This is a genomic window from Streptomyces sp. NPDC030296 (assembly GCF_055572815.1).
On sequence record NZ_JBVICQ010000015.1, the window covers coordinates 106728 to 124486 of the forward strand.

Annotated in this window: 16 protein-coding genes; 12 read left to right on the forward strand and 4 right to left on the reverse strand. The window is 70.9% G+C overall.

The annotated features are described in order from the left end of the window. Positions 1-10 precede the first annotated feature (10 nt). A complete protein-coding gene (locus ACZ4Z3_RS34605) occupies positions 11-505 on the reverse strand; it encodes an ATP-binding protein (protein WP_468504765.1) in 495 nt (164 codons plus the stop codon). Between the two features lie 445 nt (positions 506-950). On the opposite strand from ACZ4Z3_RS34605, the gene ACZ4Z3_RS34610 reads away from it, so the two are divergent. From ACZ4Z3_RS34610 to ACZ4Z3_RS34635, 6 genes are all read left to right on the forward strand, one after another. Next, entirely contained in the window at positions 951-1775 is an 825-nt protein-coding gene (locus tag ACZ4Z3_RS34610; protein ID WP_055712108.1) for a helix-turn-helix domain-containing protein, read from the forward strand. 141 nt (positions 1776-1916) lie between these two features. Then, the gene (locus ACZ4Z3_RS34615) at positions 1917-3377 is read left to right on the forward strand and encodes an aldehyde dehydrogenase family protein (RefSeq protein ID WP_468504766.1); all 1461 of its coding nucleotides are present in this window, start codon (positions 1917-1919) and stop codon (positions 3375-3377) included. 135 nt (positions 3378-3512) lie between these two features. Then, positions 3513-4061, forward strand: coding sequence for a DinB family protein (locus ACZ4Z3_RS34620; protein ID WP_468504767.1), 549 nt, complete (start codon positions 3513-3515; stop codon positions 4059-4061). Positions 4062-4086: 25 nt separating this feature from the next. Beyond that, entirely contained in the window at positions 4087-4728 is a 642-nt protein-coding gene (locus tag ACZ4Z3_RS34625; RefSeq protein WP_468504768.1) for a PadR family transcriptional regulator, read from the forward strand. 103 nt (positions 4729-4831) lie between these two features. Next, complete coding sequence (locus ACZ4Z3_RS34630) at positions 4832-5800, forward strand: ATP-binding cassette domain-containing protein (RefSeq protein WP_468504769.1); 969 nt, start codon at positions 4832-4834, stop codon at positions 5798-5800. Between the two features lie 29 nt (positions 5801-5829). After that, a complete protein-coding gene (locus ACZ4Z3_RS34635; RefSeq protein WP_468504824.1) occupies positions 5830-6576 on the forward strand; it encodes an ABC transporter permease in 747 nt (248 codons plus the stop codon). A 57-nt stretch (positions 6577-6633) separates the two neighbouring features. On the opposite strand, the gene ACZ4Z3_RS34640 is transcribed toward ACZ4Z3_RS34635, so the two are convergent. Continuing rightward, complete coding sequence (locus ACZ4Z3_RS34640; RefSeq protein WP_468504770.1) at positions 6634-8070, reverse strand: glutamate decarboxylase; 1437 nt, start codon at positions 8068-8070, stop codon at positions 6634-6636. Positions 8071-8159: 89 nt separating this feature from the next. Between ACZ4Z3_RS34640 and ACZ4Z3_RS34645 the strand changes: the two genes are divergently transcribed. Together ACZ4Z3_RS34645 and ACZ4Z3_RS34650 are read left to right on the forward strand one after the other, a co-directional pair. Continuing rightward, entirely contained in the window at positions 8160-8921 is a 762-nt protein-coding gene (locus ACZ4Z3_RS34645) for a MerR family transcriptional regulator (RefSeq protein ID WP_099967025.1), read from the forward strand. Between the two features lie 150 nt (positions 8922-9071). Continuing rightward, a complete protein-coding gene (locus tag ACZ4Z3_RS34650) occupies positions 9072-10055 on the forward strand; it encodes a DedA family protein (RefSeq protein WP_468504771.1) in 984 nt (327 codons plus the stop codon). Between the two features lie 132 nt (positions 10056-10187). Here ACZ4Z3_RS34650 and ACZ4Z3_RS34655 read toward each other — a convergent pair whose 3' ends face one another. Together ACZ4Z3_RS34655 and ACZ4Z3_RS34660 are read right to left on the reverse strand one after the other, a co-directional pair. Then, the gene (locus ACZ4Z3_RS34655; RefSeq protein ID WP_468504772.1) at positions 10188-11906 is read right to left on the reverse strand and encodes a threonine/serine exporter family protein; all 1719 of its coding nucleotides are present in this window, start codon (positions 11904-11906) and stop codon (positions 10188-10190) included. Between the two features lie 140 nt (positions 11907-12046). Next, entirely contained in the window at positions 12047-12538 is a 492-nt protein-coding gene (locus tag ACZ4Z3_RS34660) for an inorganic diphosphatase (protein WP_055520960.1), read from the reverse strand. 79 nt (positions 12539-12617) lie between these two features. On the opposite strand from ACZ4Z3_RS34660, the gene dacB reads away from it, so the two are divergent. The 4 genes from dacB (at position 12618) to hpt (ending at position 17591) form a co-directional block, all read left to right on the forward strand. Next, on the forward strand, positions 12618-14273 hold the full coding sequence (dacB, locus tag ACZ4Z3_RS34665) for a D-alanyl-D-alanine carboxypeptidase/D-alanyl-D-alanine endopeptidase (RefSeq protein ID WP_468504773.1): 1656 nt from the start codon (positions 12618-12620) through the stop codon (positions 14271-14273). Between the two features lie 164 nt (positions 14274-14437). After that, positions 14438-15562, forward strand: coding sequence for a zinc-dependent metalloprotease (locus tag ACZ4Z3_RS34670; RefSeq protein ID WP_468504774.1), 1125 nt, complete (start codon positions 14438-14440; stop codon positions 15560-15562). 191 nt (positions 15563-15753) lie between these two features. Then, positions 15754-16944: a tRNA lysidine(34) synthetase TilS gene (gene tilS, locus ACZ4Z3_RS34675; protein ID WP_468504775.1), complete on the forward strand. Its 1191-nt coding sequence runs from the start codon at positions 15754-15756 to the stop codon at positions 16942-16944. 86 nt (positions 16945-17030) lie between these two features. Further along, complete coding sequence (gene hpt, locus ACZ4Z3_RS34680; protein ID WP_055542655.1) at positions 17031-17591, forward strand: hypoxanthine phosphoribosyltransferase; 561 nt, start codon at positions 17031-17033, stop codon at positions 17589-17591. Positions 17592-17759: the final 168 nt, after the last annotated feature.

Consider the following 17759-nt stretch of genomic DNA (forward strand, 5'->3'; position numbering starts at 1 on the left):
CCGCGGTTCGTCAGCGGTCCGAGGAGCCGCCGCTCGCGGGCGGTACGCGGAACAGCGCCCACACGACCTTGCCGCTGAGCGTGCCGGCCAGCGGATGCCAGCCCCAGCTGTCCGCGAAGGAGTCGACCAGGAACAGTCCGCGTCCCGACTCCGCCGAGAAGTCGTCCGAGTCCCGGGCGACGGGGCTGTCATGGCTGGGGTCGCGCACCGCGCACACCAGCCGCTCCGTCCAGCGCATCAGATGCAGCCGTACGGGAGGGTCCTGGGCGGGGCGGTGCCCGTTGGCCGAGGGCAGTCCGTGCCGCAGCGCGTTGGTGACGAGTTCAGAGACCACGAGACAGATGTCGTCGAACCGCTCGCCCAGGTGCCACTGGTCGAGAGTGCCCCGCGTGAACTGCCGTGCCTCGCGCACCGCTTCGTAGCGGGGCGGGAGCGCACAGGACGCGGCGTCGGACACGGTCGCGGGATCGAGAGGCGGGAGTCCCTGCCGTAAGGGTTCGAGCATGGTCGATCCATTCGTCCCCATGCGAGGCACTCCCGAGTGTTCGCGGTCGTAGCGATGCAGCGGTGCGCGGGACCATGGTTTCGGATGCGTACAGCAGATGCAAGGGCAGATGCACGTGCACGCGCCCGGAATGGACCCGGCGGTACCGGTTCCTGGACATTTCTTCTGTCACGTTGTTCCCGGAAACCGGGCGCGAACCGACGCCTTACCGGCGGTTTTCAGCGACCTCCACCGACTCTCCACGGCATCTTCGACCGCCCGTCGAGTTCTTGGCGCTCTCGGCCGCTCCTCGCCCCACCCGTCCCAGGTGTTGAAGACTTTCCATTTCTGTAACCGGACGAGTGCGGATCGGAGTGGTTTAGTGGCAGACTGCGGCCCTTGAAGAAGTTGGGGAGGCTGGACGAACGTGGGCGCCGGTGAATCGAGCGGGTCGGTGGTGAGGCGGATGCTGCTGGGCTCGCACCTCAGGCGGCTGCGCGAGGCACAGGGGATCACCCGGGAGAAGGCCGGGTACTCGATCCGCGCCTCCGAGTCGAAGATAAGTCGTATGGAGCTCGGCCGGGTGAGCTTCAAGACCCGTGACGTGGAGGACCTGTTGACCCTCTACGGCGTCACCGACGAGGCCGAGCGCACCTCCCTGCTCTCCCTCGCCAAGGAGGCGAACGTCGCCGGCTGGTGGCACAGCTACTCCGACGTCCTGCCCAGCTGGTTCCCCACCTACGTCGGGCTCGAGGCCGCCGCCCACCTCATCCGCTCCTACGAAGTGCAGTTCGTCCACGGCCTGTTGCAGACCGAGGCGTACGCCCACGCGGTTGTCGCCCGGGGCATGAAGGACGCGAGCGACGCCGAGATCGACAAGCGGGTCGCCGTCCGCATGGAGCGCCAGAAGTACCTGGTCTCCGAGCGGGCCCCCGAGTTCCACTGCGTCCTCGACGAGGCCGCCCTGCGCCGCCCGTACGGCGACCGCGAGGTGATGCGCGGTCAGCTCCAGCACCTCATCGAGATCTCCGAGCGCCCCAACGTCTGCCTCCAGGTGATGCCGTTCGGCTTCGGCGGGCACTCCGGCGAGAGTGGCGCCTTCACGGTCCTCAGCTTCCCCGAGTCCGACCTCTCGGACGTCGTCTACCTCGAACAGCTCACCAGCGCGCTCTACCTGGACAAGCGCGAGGACGTCGCCCAGTACGAGCGGGCGATGAAACAGCTGCAGAACGACAGCCCCTCCCCGGCGGAGAGCCGCGACCTGCTGCGAGGGCTGCTCCAGCTGTCCTGAGGCCCCGCGGGTCCCCGGTGAGTCTCCGAGATTGCCTCTCAACTCCCAGTGCACAGACGTACGATGACGCGTGATCACATCGTCATGCACTGTCGTGTGCGTACGGGTGTCCGTCCCGGGCGCGAGGGATTGAGGGTTCACATGTCGTCCTACTTCACCGATCTGGCGCAGCAGTACATCGGCGGTGAGTGGCGCCCCGGCACCGGCTCGTGGGACATCATCGACTTCGACCCCTACGACGGCGAGAAGCTCGCGTCGATCACGATCGCCACGGCCGACGAGGTGGACGAGGCCTACCGGGCCGCCCGGGACGCCCAGCGGGAGTGGGCCGACGTCAACGCCTACGCCCGTCGCGCCGTGTTCGAGAAGGCCCTGCGGGTCGTAGAGGAGCGCGAGCGGGAGATCACCGAGGTGATCATCGCCGAGCTGGGCGGGACCCGCCTCAAGGCCGGCTTCGAACTGCACCTCGCCAAGGAGTTCCTGCGCGAATCGATTCAGCTGGCGCTGCGGTCGGAGGGGAGAATCATTCCCTCGCCCGTCGAGGGCAAGGAGAACCGCCTCTACCGCGTGCCGGTCGGTGTGGTGGGGGTGATCAGCCCCTTCAACTTCCCGTTCCTGCTCTCCCTCAAGTCGGTCGCCCCGGCCCTCGCGCTCGGCAACGGTGTCGTGCTGAAGCCGCACGAGGACACCCCGGTCACCGGCGGCACACTGGTCGCGAAGATCTTCGAGGAGGCGGGTCTGCCGGCCGGTCTGCTGAACGTCGTCGTCACCGACATCGCCGAGATCGGCGACGCCTTCGTCGAACACCCGATCCCCAAGGTCATCTCCTTCACCGGCTCCGACAAGGTCGGCCGTCATGTCGCCACCGTCGCCGCCTCGCACTTCAAGCGCGTGGTCCTCGAACTGGGCGGCAACAGCGCGCTGGTGGTGCTGGACGACGCGGACGTCGACTACGCGGTCGACGCGGCGGTCTTCTCGCGCTACGTCCACCAGGGCCAGGTCTGCATGGCCGCGAACCGCGTCCTGGTGGACCGCTCGGTGCGGGACGAGTTCACCGAGAAGTTCGTGGCGAGGGTGAAGGCGCTGAAGACCGGCGACCCGCGCGACCCGGAGACGGTCATCGGTCCGGTCATCAGCTCCTCGCAGGCCGACGCCCTGACCGCCGTCGTCGACCAGGCGATAGCCCAGGGCGCCACGGCGCTCGTCCGGGGCACCACCACCGGCAACCTGGTCGGGCCGAGCGTCCTCACCGGCCTCCCTGCCGGCTCCCCCCTCCTCCAGCAGGAGATCTTCGGCCCCATCGCCTTCGTCATCCCCTTCGACGGGGAGGAGGAGGCCGTCCGCCTCGTCAACGACACCCCGTACGGCCTGAGCGGCGCCGTCCACACCGGGGACGTCGAGCGGGGCGTGCGTTTCGCCCAGCGGATCGACACCGGGATGTTCCACGTCAACGACGGCACCGTCCACGACGAGCCGATCGTCCCGTTCGGCGGCGAGAAGCACTCCGGCCTCGGCCGCCTGGGCGGCGAGACCACGGTGGAGGCGTTCACCACCCAGAAGTGGATCTCGATCCAGCACGGCCGCAGCCGCTTCCCGTTCTGACGCCGTCCGGCTGATCGTCCACCGGGTTTCCTACGCCCCGCGTACTTGCGGACCGTACCTGTCCGCAAGGGCCCGTAGCTTCGGAGGTGTCAGAGGGGCTCACCGGAGCCCGGACCCGACGAAAGGCGGACGGTCATGGTCACGCACGTGCAGGCAGAGGCGAAGGGCGACGAGAAGGGGGCGCTGCTCGCCTTCCTGGCGGAGCAGCGCGGCGGCCTGCGGCGCACGCTGCTCGGGCTGACCGACGAGCAGGCCGTCAGCCGGCCGAGTGCGAGCGAGCTTTCCCTGGCCGGGTTGGTCAAGCATGTCGCCGAGGTCGAGCAGGGCTGGATCGCCCGCGCCAAGGGCGAGCCCGCGGCGGTGCAGCGGGACGAGTCGAACTGGCACGAGTGCTTCACCCTCGTCGGCGACGAGACCGTCGAGCAGCAGCTCGCGTACTACGAGAAGGTGGCCGCCGAGACCGAGGCGTTCATCCGCGCGGTGTCGAGCCTCGACGACACCTTCGAACTGCCGGCGGCTCCCTGGCACCCGCAGGACGAGACGCTCTCGATGCGCTGGCTGTGCCTGCACCTGATCCGTGAGACGGCCCGGCACGCCGGGCACGCCGACATCATCCGGGAGTCGCTGGACGGAGCGACCGCCTTCGAGCTGGTGGCGAAGGAGCAGGGCGGCAGCTGGGGCTGATCCCGGGGGGTCCTACGCTGGCCCCATGTCAGCGATCCGTCTTCTCGTGCTGGGCGCGGTGCGCCAGCACGGGCGGGCCCACGGCTACCAGGTGCGCAACGACCTGGAGTACTGGGGCGCGCACGAGTGGTCCAACGCCAAGCCCGGCTCGATCTACCACGCCCTGAAGCAGATGGCGAAACAGGGACTGCTGCACGCGCACGAGATCGCCCCCTCCACCGCCGGCGGCCCGCCGCGCACCGAGTACGAGATCACGGAGAAGGGCACCGCCGAGTATCTGAGCCTGCTGCGGGAGGCCCTCCTCGCCCACGACCAGAAGCCGGACGTGCTCTCCGCGGCGCTCGGCTTCATGGTCGATCTGGACCGCGAGGAGGTCCTCTCACTCCTCCAGCAGCGGGTGCGCACCATCCGGCAGTGGCGCGCCGCGGTCACCGACCACTACACCCCCGAGGACGGCCCCGCCCAGCTGGGCCACATCGGCGAGATCATGAACTTCTGGGTCCACTCCGCCGACGCCGGCGCCGAGTGGACCCAGGGGCTCATCGAGCGGATCCGCGGCGGCGCCTACACCTTCGCCGGTGAGGGCGAACCCTTCGTCGGCGTCCTGACCGAGGGGCAGGAGAACCCGTACGCGACGGGGCAGCGGCATCCGGGGGACACTCGCTGATCAAGTTTGACCAATGCTTCGCGCTGCCTTACCGTGGTCGCGTAGTCAAACTTGACTAGTGGTCCGGACCGCCAGTGAGGGGTCCGGTGAGGGAGTGGGGACAGTGGCCGACACGGCGATCACCGTCGAGGGCGCACACAAGAAGTACGGCGACAAGAAGGCGTTGGACGGGCTCGACCTCACGGTCGCGTCCGGCACGGTGCAGGGCGTGCTCGGGCCCAACGGCGCGGGCAAGACGACCCTGGTCAGAATCCTGTCCACCCTGCTGCGCCCCGACGCGGGCCGCGTCCGGGTGGCCGGGCACGACGTGGTGGCACACGCGCGTGAGGTGCGCCCGCGCATCGGGCTCCTCGGCCAGCACGCGGCACTGGACGAGGAACTCGGCGGCCGGCAGAACCTGGAGATGTTCGGCCGCCTCTATCACCTGGGCGCCCGCCACGCGCGGGTGCGCGCCGACGAACTCCTGGAGCGCTTCGGCCTCACCGACACCGGCCGCAAGCCGGTCAGGCAGTACAGCGGCGGCATGCGGCGCCGCCTCGATCTCGCCGCGTCCCTCATCGCCGAACCGGAGGTGCTGTTCCTCGACGAACCGACGACCGGCCTCGACCCGCGCGGCCGGGCCGAGGTGTGGAGCTCTGTCCGCTCCCTCGTCGGCGGCGGGACGACGGTCCTGCTCACCACCCAGTACCTGGAGGAGGCCGACCGGCTCGCCGACCGCATCGCGTTCGTCGACGGCGGCCGCGTCGTCGCCGACGGCACCGCCGACGAGCTGAAACGCCTGACCGGCGGCGACCGCATCGACGTCGTTCTGCGCGACGCCGGACAACTCGGCGCCGCCACGGCCCTGTTGCCGGTCCCGAAGGACGACGTCTCCGTGGACGCCGACCGCCGCCGCCTCAGCGTCCCCGTCACCGACCGCATGACGGCCCTGGCCGGCGTCGTACGGGCCCTGGAGGACGCCGGGATCGAGGCCGAGGACATCGCCCTGCGCCGCCCGACGCTGGACGAGGTGTTCCTGCACCTCACCGGGGACGACCGGGCCGGGCACCACCGAGTGAGGGAGGCCGCGTGACCCCGTACGCGCTCGTCGATTCCTGGACCATGACCCGCCGCGAACTCGCCCACTGGGCGCGGCGGCCGGTCCAGGCCCTGGTCGCCCTGGTCTTCCCCGTCATGATGCTGCTGATGTTCGGCTACCTCTTCGGCGGCGGCCGCGGCGTCGAGGGCGACTACATCCCCTACCTGGTGCCCGGCATGCTCGCGCTGACCATGGCGTTCGGGCTCGAAGGGACCATGATCGCCGTCACCCGGGACCTCGACAAGGGTGTCGTCGACCGCTTCCGGTCCATGCCGATGGCGAGCGGCGCCGTCCTGGTGGGCCGCGCGACCGCCGACATGCTCCAGTCGGCGCTGAACCTCGCGGTGATGCTCGGCGTCGGGTACGCGCTCGGCTGGCGCGCGCACGGCGGGGCCGGGGCGCTCCTCGCGGCCGTCGGCCTGCTGCTGCTCCTCCGCTTCGCCATGCTGTGGATCGGCATCCACCTCGCGATGATCGCGGGGAGGCCCGAGATGGTGCAGGCCGTGCAGATCCTGGTGTGGCCCGTCGGATTCCTCTCCAACGCCTTCGCCACCCCCGAGACGATGCCGTCGTGGCTGGGCGCCGCCGTCGAGTGGAACCCGCTCTCGGCGACGGCCACGGCCGTACGGGACCTGTTCGGCGACCGGGGCGCCACCTCCGCGTCCTGGGCCGCCGAACACGCCGCCCTCCTCGCCGTGGCCTGGCCCCTGGCCCTGACCGCCGCCTTCTTCCCTCTGGCGGTACGGCGGTTCTCCCACCTCAGCAAGTAGCCGGTCTCGGCGAGTAGCCCCGGGGGCGGCCGGGACCTGCCCCCGTAAATCCGTGCTCTAGTGGTGGAAGCCGGTCGCGGCGGCCTTGTCGCGGGTGATCGGGTGCGGCTGCTTGCGCAGTTCGGGCAGCAGCCGCCCCAGATCCTCCAGGAACAGCTCGGCGAGGTCGGAGGAGAACCCGTTGCGGCACACCACGCGCAGCACGGACAGGTCCTGCCGGTTCTCCGGGAAGGTGTACGCCGGCACCAGCCAGCCCCGCTCGCTCATCCGCCGCGCCACGTCGAACACGTCGTACGCGGTGACGTCGTCGGTGGTGGTGAAGGCGAACACCGGCAGCTCGTCGCCCCGCGTGAGCAGCCGGAAGTCACCGAACGCGGCCACCTGCTCGGCGAGCCCGGTGGCGACGTCCCGCGTGGACTGCTGCACCGCCCGGAACCCCTCGCGGCCCAGCCGCAGGAAGGTGTAGTACTGCGCGACGACCTGGGCGCCCGGCCGTGAGAAGTTCAGCGCGAACGTCGGCATGTCGCCGCCCAGGTAGTTCACCCGGAACACCAGCTCCTCGGGCAGCTCGGCGGGCGACCGCCACAGCGCCCAGCCCACACCGGGGTACACCAGCCCGTACTTGTGCCCGGACGTGTTGATCGACGCCACCCTCGGCAGCCGGAAGTCCCACACGAGGTCCTCGTCGAGGAACGGCGCGACCATGGCGCCCGACGCCCCGTCGACATGCACGGGTACGTCGAGCCCCGTGCGCCCCTGCAGCTCGTCGAGCGCCGCGCACAGCTCCGCGATCGGCTCGTAGGACCCGTCGAAGGTGGACCCGAGGACGCCCACCACCCCGATGGTGTTCTCGTCGCACAGCGCGGCGGCCGCCGCCGGGTCGAGGTGGAACCGGTCGCCCTCCATGGGCACCTGCCGGGCCTCCACCTCCCAGAAGTTGCAGAACTTCTCCCAGCAGACCTGCACGTTGACGCCCATGACCAGGTTGGGCCGCGCGTCCGCCGAGGGGTAGCGGTCGGCGTTGCGCCGCGCCCACCGCCTTTTGAGGGCCATCCCGGCGAGCATGCACGCCTCGCTGGACCCGGTGGTCGAGCAGCCGACGGCGGTGGCCGCGTCCGGCGCGTGCCACAGATCGGCGAGCATCGCCACACAGCGCCGCTCCAGCTCGGCCGTGCGCGGGTACTCGTCCTTGTCGATCATGTTCTTGTCCCGGCACTCACTCATCAGGACGGCGGCCTGCGGCTCCATCCAGGTGGTGACGAACGTGGCGAGGTTCAGCCGCGCGTTGCCGTCCAGCATCAGTTCGTCGTGGACCAGCTGATACGCCGTGGAGGGCGTCAGCGGGCCGTCCGGCAGCCGGTGCCTGGGCGGGGCCTCCGCCATACCGGCGACCGGGTCGGCGGCGCCGTAGAAGGGGTTCATGGCGATCCGCCGCCGGTCGCCGTCGTGCCGCCGGTCGTCCGGGGCGAGGGGGTCCCATCGGTGCAGTGGCATGTCTTCGACGGTAGGTGCGGCACCGGGGGCTTGCACCTCACGCGACGTGAGGACCCAGGCTGGACGGAGACCGAAGGGAGGAGCGGAACATGAGCCACACCGTGGGGCAGGTCTCCGGATTCGCCGGGATCACGGTGCGCACTCTGCACCACTACGACGAGATCGGCCTGCTCGTACCGAGCGAACGCACCCACGCGGGGCACCGCCGTTACAGCGACGCCGACCTCGACCGGCTGCAGCAGATCCTGTTCTACCGGGAGCTCGGTTTCCCCCTCGACGAGGTCGCGGCCCTGCTCGACGACCCGGAGACGGACCCGCGGGCGCACCTGCGCCGCCAGCACGAGCTGCTGACCGCCCGGATCGAGAAGCTGCAGAAGATGGCCGCGGCCGTGGAGCACGCCATGGAGGCACGGAAGATGGGAATAAACCTCACGCCCGAGGAGCGGTTCGAGGTCTTCGGGGACAAGGACCCCGAGCAGTACGCGGAGGAGGCCGAGCAGCGCTGGGGCGGCACCGACGCGTACGCCGAGTCGCAGCGCCGCGCGGCCTCGTACACCAAGGACGACTGGAAGCGCATGCAGGCCGAGGTGGCCGACTGGGGCGCGCGCTACGACGCCCTGATGACCGCCGGTGAACCGGCGACCGGCGAGGCCGCGATGGACATGGCCGAGGAGCACCGCCTCCACATCTGCCGCTGGTTCTACGAGTGCCCGTACGACATGCACCGTTCCCTGGGCGAGATGTACGTCGCCGACGAGCGGTTCAAGGCGTTCTACGACTCCATGCGCCCGGGGCTCGCGGAGCACCTGCGGGAGGCGATCACGGCCAACGCCGCCCGTGCGCGGCCCTGACCACACAGCTTGGTCCCGGGGCGGGCACAGGGCACCCTGGAGGAGCCCGTGGAACCTGAGGGGGTGACCGTGCGTTGATAGCTTTGGTCACCCCTGTGGGTCCTCACCCGCAGGCCCTCATTGCCTCTCACCCCCCAGGAGCCCGGAACCGTGACGACGATCGCCCTCGGACCGAGCTGGCTGGACCCGGATTATCTGCTCGACTCGTTCGGGATCTGGGGCCTGCTCGTGATCGTGTTCGCCGAGTCCGGCCTCCTCATCGGCTTCTTCCTGCCGGGTGACTCGCTGCTGTTCACGGCCGGCATGCTCATCGCGACCGATAAGTTGAACTTTCCGCTGTGGACGGCCATCGTGCTGATCTGCGTCTCGGCGATCCTGGGCGACCAGGCGGGCTACATGTTCGGCAAGAAGGTCGGCCCCGCCCTCTTCAAGCGGCCCGACTCCCGCCTGTTCAAGCAGGAGAACGTCACCAAGGCCCACGAGTTCTTCGAGAAGCACGGCCCGAAGTCCCTGGTCCTGGCCCGCTTCGTGCCCATCGTGCGCACCTTCACGCCGATCATCGCCGGCGTCAGCGGCATGAAGTACCGCACGTTCCTGATCTTCAACGTCGTCGGCGGCATCCTCTGGGGCGCGGGCGTCACGCTGCTGGGCGCCTGGCTCGGTCAGATCGACTTCGTCCGCAAGAACATCGAGGCGATGCTGATCCTCATCGTCCTCATCTCGGTGCTCCCGATCATCATCGAGCTGCTGAAGGCCCGTAAGGCGAAGAAGAACCAGCCCGAACAGCCCCCGGCCGCCGCCCCGGTCATGGACGACGCGACGACCCAGCTCCGCCGCGTCCCCTCCGCCGACCAGCCCCAGCCGTACGCCCAGCAGCCCCCGCACCAGCAGCAGTACGACCAGCACCAGGGCTACGACAACCAGGGCTACCAGGCCTACCCGAACCAGGGCTACGACAGCGGCGGCCACCAGAACCACGGCTACCAGCAGCCGTACGCCCCGCAGTACCCGCAGGGCAACCACTACCCCCAGGACCCCAACCAGGGCCAGAACCAGGGGAACAACCAGGGCTACCAGGGGCAGAACCAGGGGAACAACCAGGGCTACCAGGGGCAGAACTACCCGCAGTACTGACCCGCCCCGCCCAGGACTCCGCGCCCCTGTCGCCAGGGGCGCGGATTTGCTTTCAGGGGCGCGGGGAACTGCGCGATCAGCCCGAGACGGCCCGCGGCCGCCCGCGACAGCACACCCCCGGGCAGTAGGCGCTCAGAACCCCCGCGTCCGCTTCGCCGCCTTGCGTCCCGCCCGGGCCGCCCCCGGCAGGAACAGCCGGAACAGCTCCGACCCGAGGTTCACCCCGATCGCGATGGCCATGGCCAGCGCCGCCGCCTTCGTCAGCGACACCAGCCCCGCGTCCACGTCGTTCTGCGCGAACGCCAGCAACCCGAAGTACGTCGCGGAACCCGGCAGCAGCGGCCCGATCGCGGCCGTCGTGTACGGCAGCGCCGACGCGAACCGGTACCGGGACAGCAGCTGCCCGAACAACCCCACCAGGCCCGCGGCCACCGCAGTCGACGCGACCGGCGAGATCCCGCCCGCGTAGTGCATCGCCCCGTACACCGACCAGGCCACACCCCCGTTGAGGGTCACCGCCAGCACGGTGGATCGTTCCTGCTGGAGCAGGACCGCGAAGGTCAGCGACAGCAGCATCGACGCCACGAGCTGGAGCACGGGCCGCTCGGCGGTGCTCAGCTCCGTGTCCGGGTTCAGCTGCGCCCCCAGCTTCACCCCGAAGTACAGGACGAGCAGCACCCCCACCACGATGCCCACGAAGAGGTACATGACCTCCAGCAGCCGGGCGGAGGCGGTGATGTAGAAGCCCGTCAGCCCGTCCTGGACGCCCGCGACGAGCGCCCGCCCGGGAAGCAGGGCGAACAGCCCACCGGTGATGACGGCGGCGGCCTCCACGTCCACGTGGAACACGGTCAGCAGCACGCCGATCGCCGCCGGCGGCATCGCCGCCGCCAGGAACTGGTAGAACTCCGGCAGCCCCCGCCCCGAGCACACCCACGCCAGCCGGTCGCCCAGCATGGCCCCCAGCGCGGCCGCCACGAACACGACGACGCCACCACCGACCAGCGTGGACGCGGCGCCCGCCAGCAGCCCGCTGGAGGCCGTCAGCACCCAGCCGGGATACGGGTGCCGGTTGCGCCGTATCTCCGCGAGCCGCCGGTACGCCTCCTCCAGCGAGATCACGTTCTCCGGGTCGCTGAGGTCGTCCACCAGCCGGAAGACGGCCGCGAGCCGTGTGTAGTCGGTGGCCCGGCGCCGCACGATCCGCGAGGCGGTGACCGGGTCGTCCACCAGCGACGGCTGATGGGTCACCGACAGCTGGGTGAACGTCACCGTCGGCTCGCAGCGGTCCAGGCCGTAGGACCGGCAGACGGCGAACATCGCCGCCTCCACGTCCTCCGCGCCCTCACCGCCCGCGAGCAGCAGCTCCCCGATACGCAGCGTCAGGTCGAGCACCCGCGGCACTGCGGGCCCCGAATCGCCCTCCGCGCGCACCGGCTCCGGCGCGGGCCGCTCCGCCACCGGCATCCGCAGCATGGTCCGCATCCGGTCCTGCCACGGCGCGTCCTTCGTGAGGCTGACGGCCGGGATGCCGCCCGCCGGTGTGAACGCGGGCGGCGCCTGCTTCGCGCGGTACGTCCGCGGCGTGCTGAACGCCGACCCCTCCTGCTCCCCGGTCACCGGCTCGGGCGGCGTGAGCCCCCGCGGCAGCGCGAACTCCGAGGTCGTCTGCGACTCCGGCTCCACCGCGGCCGGCGGCACGTCCAGCCCGGCGGGGATCGCGAACTCCGACGTCACCGACGACTCGCCGTCGATCCCCGGAACAGGGCCCGCCTGGGCCGCCGCTCTCACGGCGGCGAAGGCGCTGCTCGCCTCGTCCGACACCGGCTTGCGGTCCTCGCGTCCCGTCACTCCCACTCCGCGGCGCTCCCTGTACGACAGCTCCAGTACGGCTCAGTATGCGCGGCGCTACACACCGGTACGCGAACGGGCCACGCGTCCCACGAGGGGACACGCGGCCCGTTCGGTTCCACGGCCTGCAAGGCGGGAGGTCAGTGACCGCCCTGCTCCTTGAAGCGCTTGTACGACTTCTCGACCTCGGCCTCGGCCTCGGCGCGGCCGACCCAGTCGGCGCCCTCGACGGACTTGCCGGGCTCCAGGTCCTTGTAGACCTCGAAGAAGTGCTGGATCTCCAGGCGGTCGAACTCCGAGACGTGGTGGATGTCACGCAGGTGCTCCACACGCGGGTCGGACGCGGGGACGCACAGCAGCTTGTCGTCGCCGCCGGCCTCGTCGGTCATCCGGAACATGCCGATCGCGCGGCACTTGATGAGGCAGCCGGGGAAGGTCGGCTCCTCCAGGATGACCAGCGCGTCCAGCGGGTCGCCGTCCTCGCCGAGGGTGTTCTCGACGAAGCCGTAGTCGGCCGGGTAGCTGGTCGAGGTGAAGAGCCGACGGTCCAGGCGGATCCGACCGGTCTCGTGGTCCACCTCGTACTTGTTCCGCGAACCCTTCGGAATCTCGATCGTGACGTCGAACTCCACCGGTGGCTCCTCCATGATCAACACATAGTTCTGGTGGTTAAGTGTCCCTCACGCAGGTGTGTGATCGCGAAAGGGGCTGGTGGTCGTGCCCGAGCCGAAGGTCTGGCGGGCCGCGAGACCGCATGTGGTGCGGGTCGCGCGCGCCGTGAAACCGGGTGTCGTGCGGATGACGCGCGCCGTGAAACCCGGTGCCGCGCGCGTCGCACGGGTGGTGAAACCCGGTGTCGTACGCGTCACGAGCGCCGTCGGTGCGCGCTCTTCGCGACTCACGGGGAGCACGAAGAACCTCACGAACCTCCAGCTCACCGCGGGTGCTGCCACCCTGGGGCTGGTGCTCTCGACCGGCGCCGTCCTCGCCGCCGGGCCCTGGGACTCCACCGGCCAGCGTACGGCCGAGCGCGACTGGGCCGCATCGCACGGTCACGAGGGTGGCGCAGATCACGGACGTAATTCCGGTACGTCGTCCGGTACGGCCCAGGGGGCGCCCAAGCCCGCGCCGAGCGCCCCCTCCGTGCTGGCCGGCCTCGGCGGCGCCTCCGGCGCGGACTCCATGCCCGGCGGCGACGCCCTCGCCGCCGTCCTGGACCCGCTGCTGGGGGTCCCGGCGCTCGGGCCCCGCCGCGCGGCGGCCGTCGTCGACGTCAGGACCGGCGAGCTGCTGTACGGCAAGGGCGCCGACGACGCCCTGACCCCCGCCTCCACCACCAAGATCGCCACGGCCGCCGCGGCCCTCTCGGCGGCCGGCCCGGACCACCGCATCGAGACCCGCGTCGTCCTGGAGCCCGGCTCCGACAAGGTCGTCCTCGTCGGCGGCGGCGACCCCACCCTGACGGCCCACAAGGACGCCGGCGGCTACGCGAGCCTGCGCACCCTCGCCGACCGGACGGCCGCGGCACTGGCCAAGCGTCACCTGAAGGAGATCACCCTCTCCTACGACACGTCCCGCTACGACGGACCCGTGCTCCACACCATCGGCCACGACGACAACCTGGCCCCCGTCACCGCCCTCATGGTCGACGAGGCCCGCCTGAACGACTCCATCAGCGGCACGGCCAGGCGCAGCCTCGACCCGCCGGCGGACGCCACCCGCGCCTTCGCGGACCTCCTGGCGGACCGCGGCGTCAAGGCGACCAAGAGCGCCGACGCGGGCCCCGTCACGGCCTCCAAGAAGGCCGAGGAGATCGCCTCCGTCTCCTCCGCGCCCCTGTCCACCCTGGTCGAGCGCATGCTCACCCACAGTGACAACGACATCGCCGAGGCCCTCGCCCGTCAGGTCGCCCTCGCCGCCGGCGAACCGGCCAGCTTCGAGGGCGGCGGGGCGGCGATCAAGAAGGAACTCAAGAAACTCGAACTCCCCCTCGGCGACATCGCCTTCGCCGACGGCAGCGGCCTGAGCAGGGGCGACCGGCTGACCCCCGGCCTCCTCACCTCGCTCCTCGCCGCCGCCGCGTCCCCCTCCCACCCCGAACTCCGCCCGGTCCTCACCGGCCTCCCCGTCGCCGGCTTCACGGGCACCCTGCGCACCCGCTACCCCGCCGGCTCCACGGGCACCGGCGTCGTCCGCGCCAAGACCGGCACCCTGACCGGCGTCAACACCCTCGCCGGCACCGTCGTCGACGCGGACGGCCGCCTCCTGTCCTTCGCCTTCATGGCCACCGAGACCCCCAGCCGCGACCCGGCCCAGGCAGCCCTGGACACAGCAGCCTCAGCCCTGGCCAGCTGCGGCTGCCGCTGATCCTTGGGAAGGAACGCGCCCCTTGATGGGCCGAAGGCCCAAAAAGGGGCGCGGGGAACTGCGCGATCAACCCCCACCCACCCGCAGTCGCTGGACTACTGGCACCACCCCCCACCTTTGGCGCGGCCTGCCCCAAGCGGCAGCGCTCCCGTACGGTTGACAACATGACGCGCATCGGTGGTGCCGAGATGGTCGACTGGAATCTCGCGGTGGCGACCGCGACCCGGCTCGTACGGCCGGGCCCCGACGTGAGCCGCGACGAGGCACGCGCCATCGTCGCCGAGCTGCGCCGACACGCGAAGGCTTCGGAGGAGCACGTCCGCGCGTTCACGCGGATGCTCCCCGACGAGGCCGACGACACACCCGTCCTCGTCGTCGACCGCCCGGGCTGGGTCCGGGCGAACGTCGCCGGGTTCCGGGAACTGCTCAAACCGCTGCTGGAGAAGATGCAGGAACGTCGCGCCGGCAGCCCCGGCGGAGCGGTGCTGGGCGCCGTCGGCGGCAAGGTCACCGGCGTCGAACTCGGCATGCTGCTGTCGTTCCTGGCCTCCCGGGTCCTCGGCCAGTACGAGACCTTCGCCCCGGCGTCCCGCGATCTCCCCGCGGGCGAGAACGGCGGCGGCCGGCTCCTGCTGGTCGCCCCGAACATCGTGCACGTCGAGCGCGAACTCGACGTCCAGCCCCACGACTTCCGCCTCTGGGTCTGCCTCCACGAGGAGACCCACCGGACCCAGTTCACGGCCGTCCCCTGGCTGCGTGACCACCTCGAGGGCGAAATCCAGTCTTTCTTGCAGGAGACCGAGGTCGACCCCATGACGGTCCTGGAGCGCATCCGGGAGGCCGCCCAGTCACTCGCGGGGGGCCGCCCCGAAGGAGAGGTCGGCGACGACGGTCACTCGATCGTGGAATTGGTGCAGACCCCCGCCCAGCGCGAGATCCTCGGCCGCCTCACCGCCGTCATGTCCCTCCTGGAGGGACACGCCGACTTCGTGATGGACGGAGTGGGCCCCGCGGTCGTCCCGTCCGTCTCCGAGATCCGCGAGAAGTTCCAGCAGCGCCGCGCGAAGGGCGCCTCCCGACTGGACCTCGCCCTGCGCAAGCTGCTCGGCCTGGACGCCAAACTGAGGCAGTACCGGGACGGCGAACGGTTCGTGAGCGCAGTCGTCGAACAGGTCGGCATGGACGGGTTCAACCGCGTGTGGACCTCGCCGAACACCCTGCCGACCAAGGCGGAGATCGCCAAACCCGCGGACTGGGTCGCACGGGTGCACCGCAAGGCGGAGTCGTGAGCCGCACGCGAGTGTGGTGAACGAATCCGGCCGACGGCAGGCGAACGCCCCACCAATCACCCGTCCGAGGGACCGTGAGCGATGGGTAGGCGTGCAATGCTCGGGGAACGGCCCGGTTCTGTCACCATCTACACACTCAGCGTGACCGACCTCGGGCTCACCCCCCGACAATTTCGTGAAGGGAACCGGACATGGGTCCCCACCCCGCGGTCGCGGCGATACGCCTGGCGGTGCGCCGCGTACTCCACGACATCCTCACCGAACACACCACGAACACCACCCGTCGCACGCCCGCCCGCACGACCCCGGGCGCGCCACCCCTCACCGGCGCACCACCGGCGTCCACGCCCCTCACGGCCGCACCCCCCGAGGCCGTGCCGGGCCCGACGTCCTCCCACGAGAGCCCGGCCCCCCGCCCGGCACCGGCACCCCCCGCCGACGCCGGTGGCCCCCCGCACGAGCCCGCGCCCCCGCCGCTCGTGCTCGTCGCCTGCTCCGGCGGCGCCGACTCCATGGCGCTCGCCTCCGCCCTCGCCTTCGAGGCGCCCAAGCTCGGCATCCGCGCCGGCGGCATCACCGTCGACCACGGACTGCAGCCCGGCTCCGACCTGCGCGCCGAGGAAGTCGTCCTGCGCCTGCGCGAACTCGGCCTCGACCCCGCCGAGTCCGTCGCCGTCACCGTCGGCCGCGACGGCGGCCCCGAGGCCGCCGCCCGCGACGCCCGCTACACCGCCCTGGACGCCGCCCTCGAACGCCACGGCGCCACCGCCGTCCTCCTCGGCCACACCCGCGACGACCAAGCCGAAACCGTCCTCCTCGGCCTCGCCCGCGGCTCCGGCATCCGCTCCCTGTCCGGTATGGCCGCGGTCTCGGGGGCCGGCGGCCGCTACCGCCGCCCCTTCCTCGCGCTCGACCGCCAGACCGCCCGCAAGGCCTGCATGGTCCAGTCCCTTCCCGTCTGGGACGACCCCCACAACGCCGACCCCGCCTACACCCGCTCCCGGCTCCGCCACGAGGGCCTGCCCGCCCTGGAGAAGGCCCTCGGCAAGGGCGTCGTCGAAGCCCTCGCCCGTACGGCCCAGCTCTCTCGCGACGACGCCGACGCCCTCGACGCCTGGGCCCGCCAGGCCGAGGCCTCCGTACGCGACGCCGCGGGCCTCCTGGAGTGCGCCAAGCTCTACGCCCTGCCCCCCGCCGTACGGCGCCGCGTCCTGCGCCGCGCCGCCATCGAGGCCGGTGCCCCGGCCGGTTCCCTCTTCGCCCGCCACATCGAGGAGATCGACCGGCTCATCACCGGATGGCGCGGCCAGGGGGCCATCAATCTCCCCGGCCGGGTCGTCGCCCGGCGCCAGGGTGGCAGACTGGTGATTCGGCAAGGCTGAAACCGGACGCCGAAGGGGCCCCTCACCGGGCCCCGGGCCCCCAGGGGAAGAAGCGTCCGGCGGCGGCCCTGGGACGACCGAAAGTGATGCGGGTGGACGCGAAAGACATGGGTGCCGACCTCAAGCAGGTGCTCATCACCAAGGAAGAGATCGACGCGAAGCTGGCCGAGCTGGCCGCGAAGATCGACGCGGAGTACGCGGGCAAGGACCTGCTCATCGTCGGCGTCCTCAAGGGCGCGGTGATGGTCATGGCGGACCTCGCCCGGGCGCTGTCCACCCCGGTCACCATGGACTGGATGGCCGTGTCCTCCTACGGCGCGGGCACCCAGTCCTCCGGCGTGGTGCGAATCCTCAAGGACCTCGACACCGACATCAAGGGCAGGCACGTCCTGATCGTCGAGGACATCATCGACTCCGGCCTGACCCTGTCCTGGCTGATCTCCAACCTCGGCTCCCGCGAGCCCGCCTCCCTCAAGGTGTGCACGCTGCTCCGCAAGCCCGAGGCCGCCAAGGTCGCCATCGACGTCGAGTGGGTCGGCTTCGACATCCCCAACGAGTTCGTCGTCGGCTACGGCCTCGACTATGCCGAGAAGTACCGGAACCTCCCGTTCGTCGGTACGCTCGCGCCCCACGTCTACGGCGGCTGAACCACCCGCGTCACGCACACGGGCCAGTCTTACTGAGACGCTCGGGAACCCCAGCGGGTTTCAAGCCGTTGGAGCATGCGAGGACGGGGTGCCATCGGTCCTACGCGGCTTCGGGTGACAATGCTGGGGTACCGTCCGAAGAACAGTCTTTATCAAACTCACTATGGC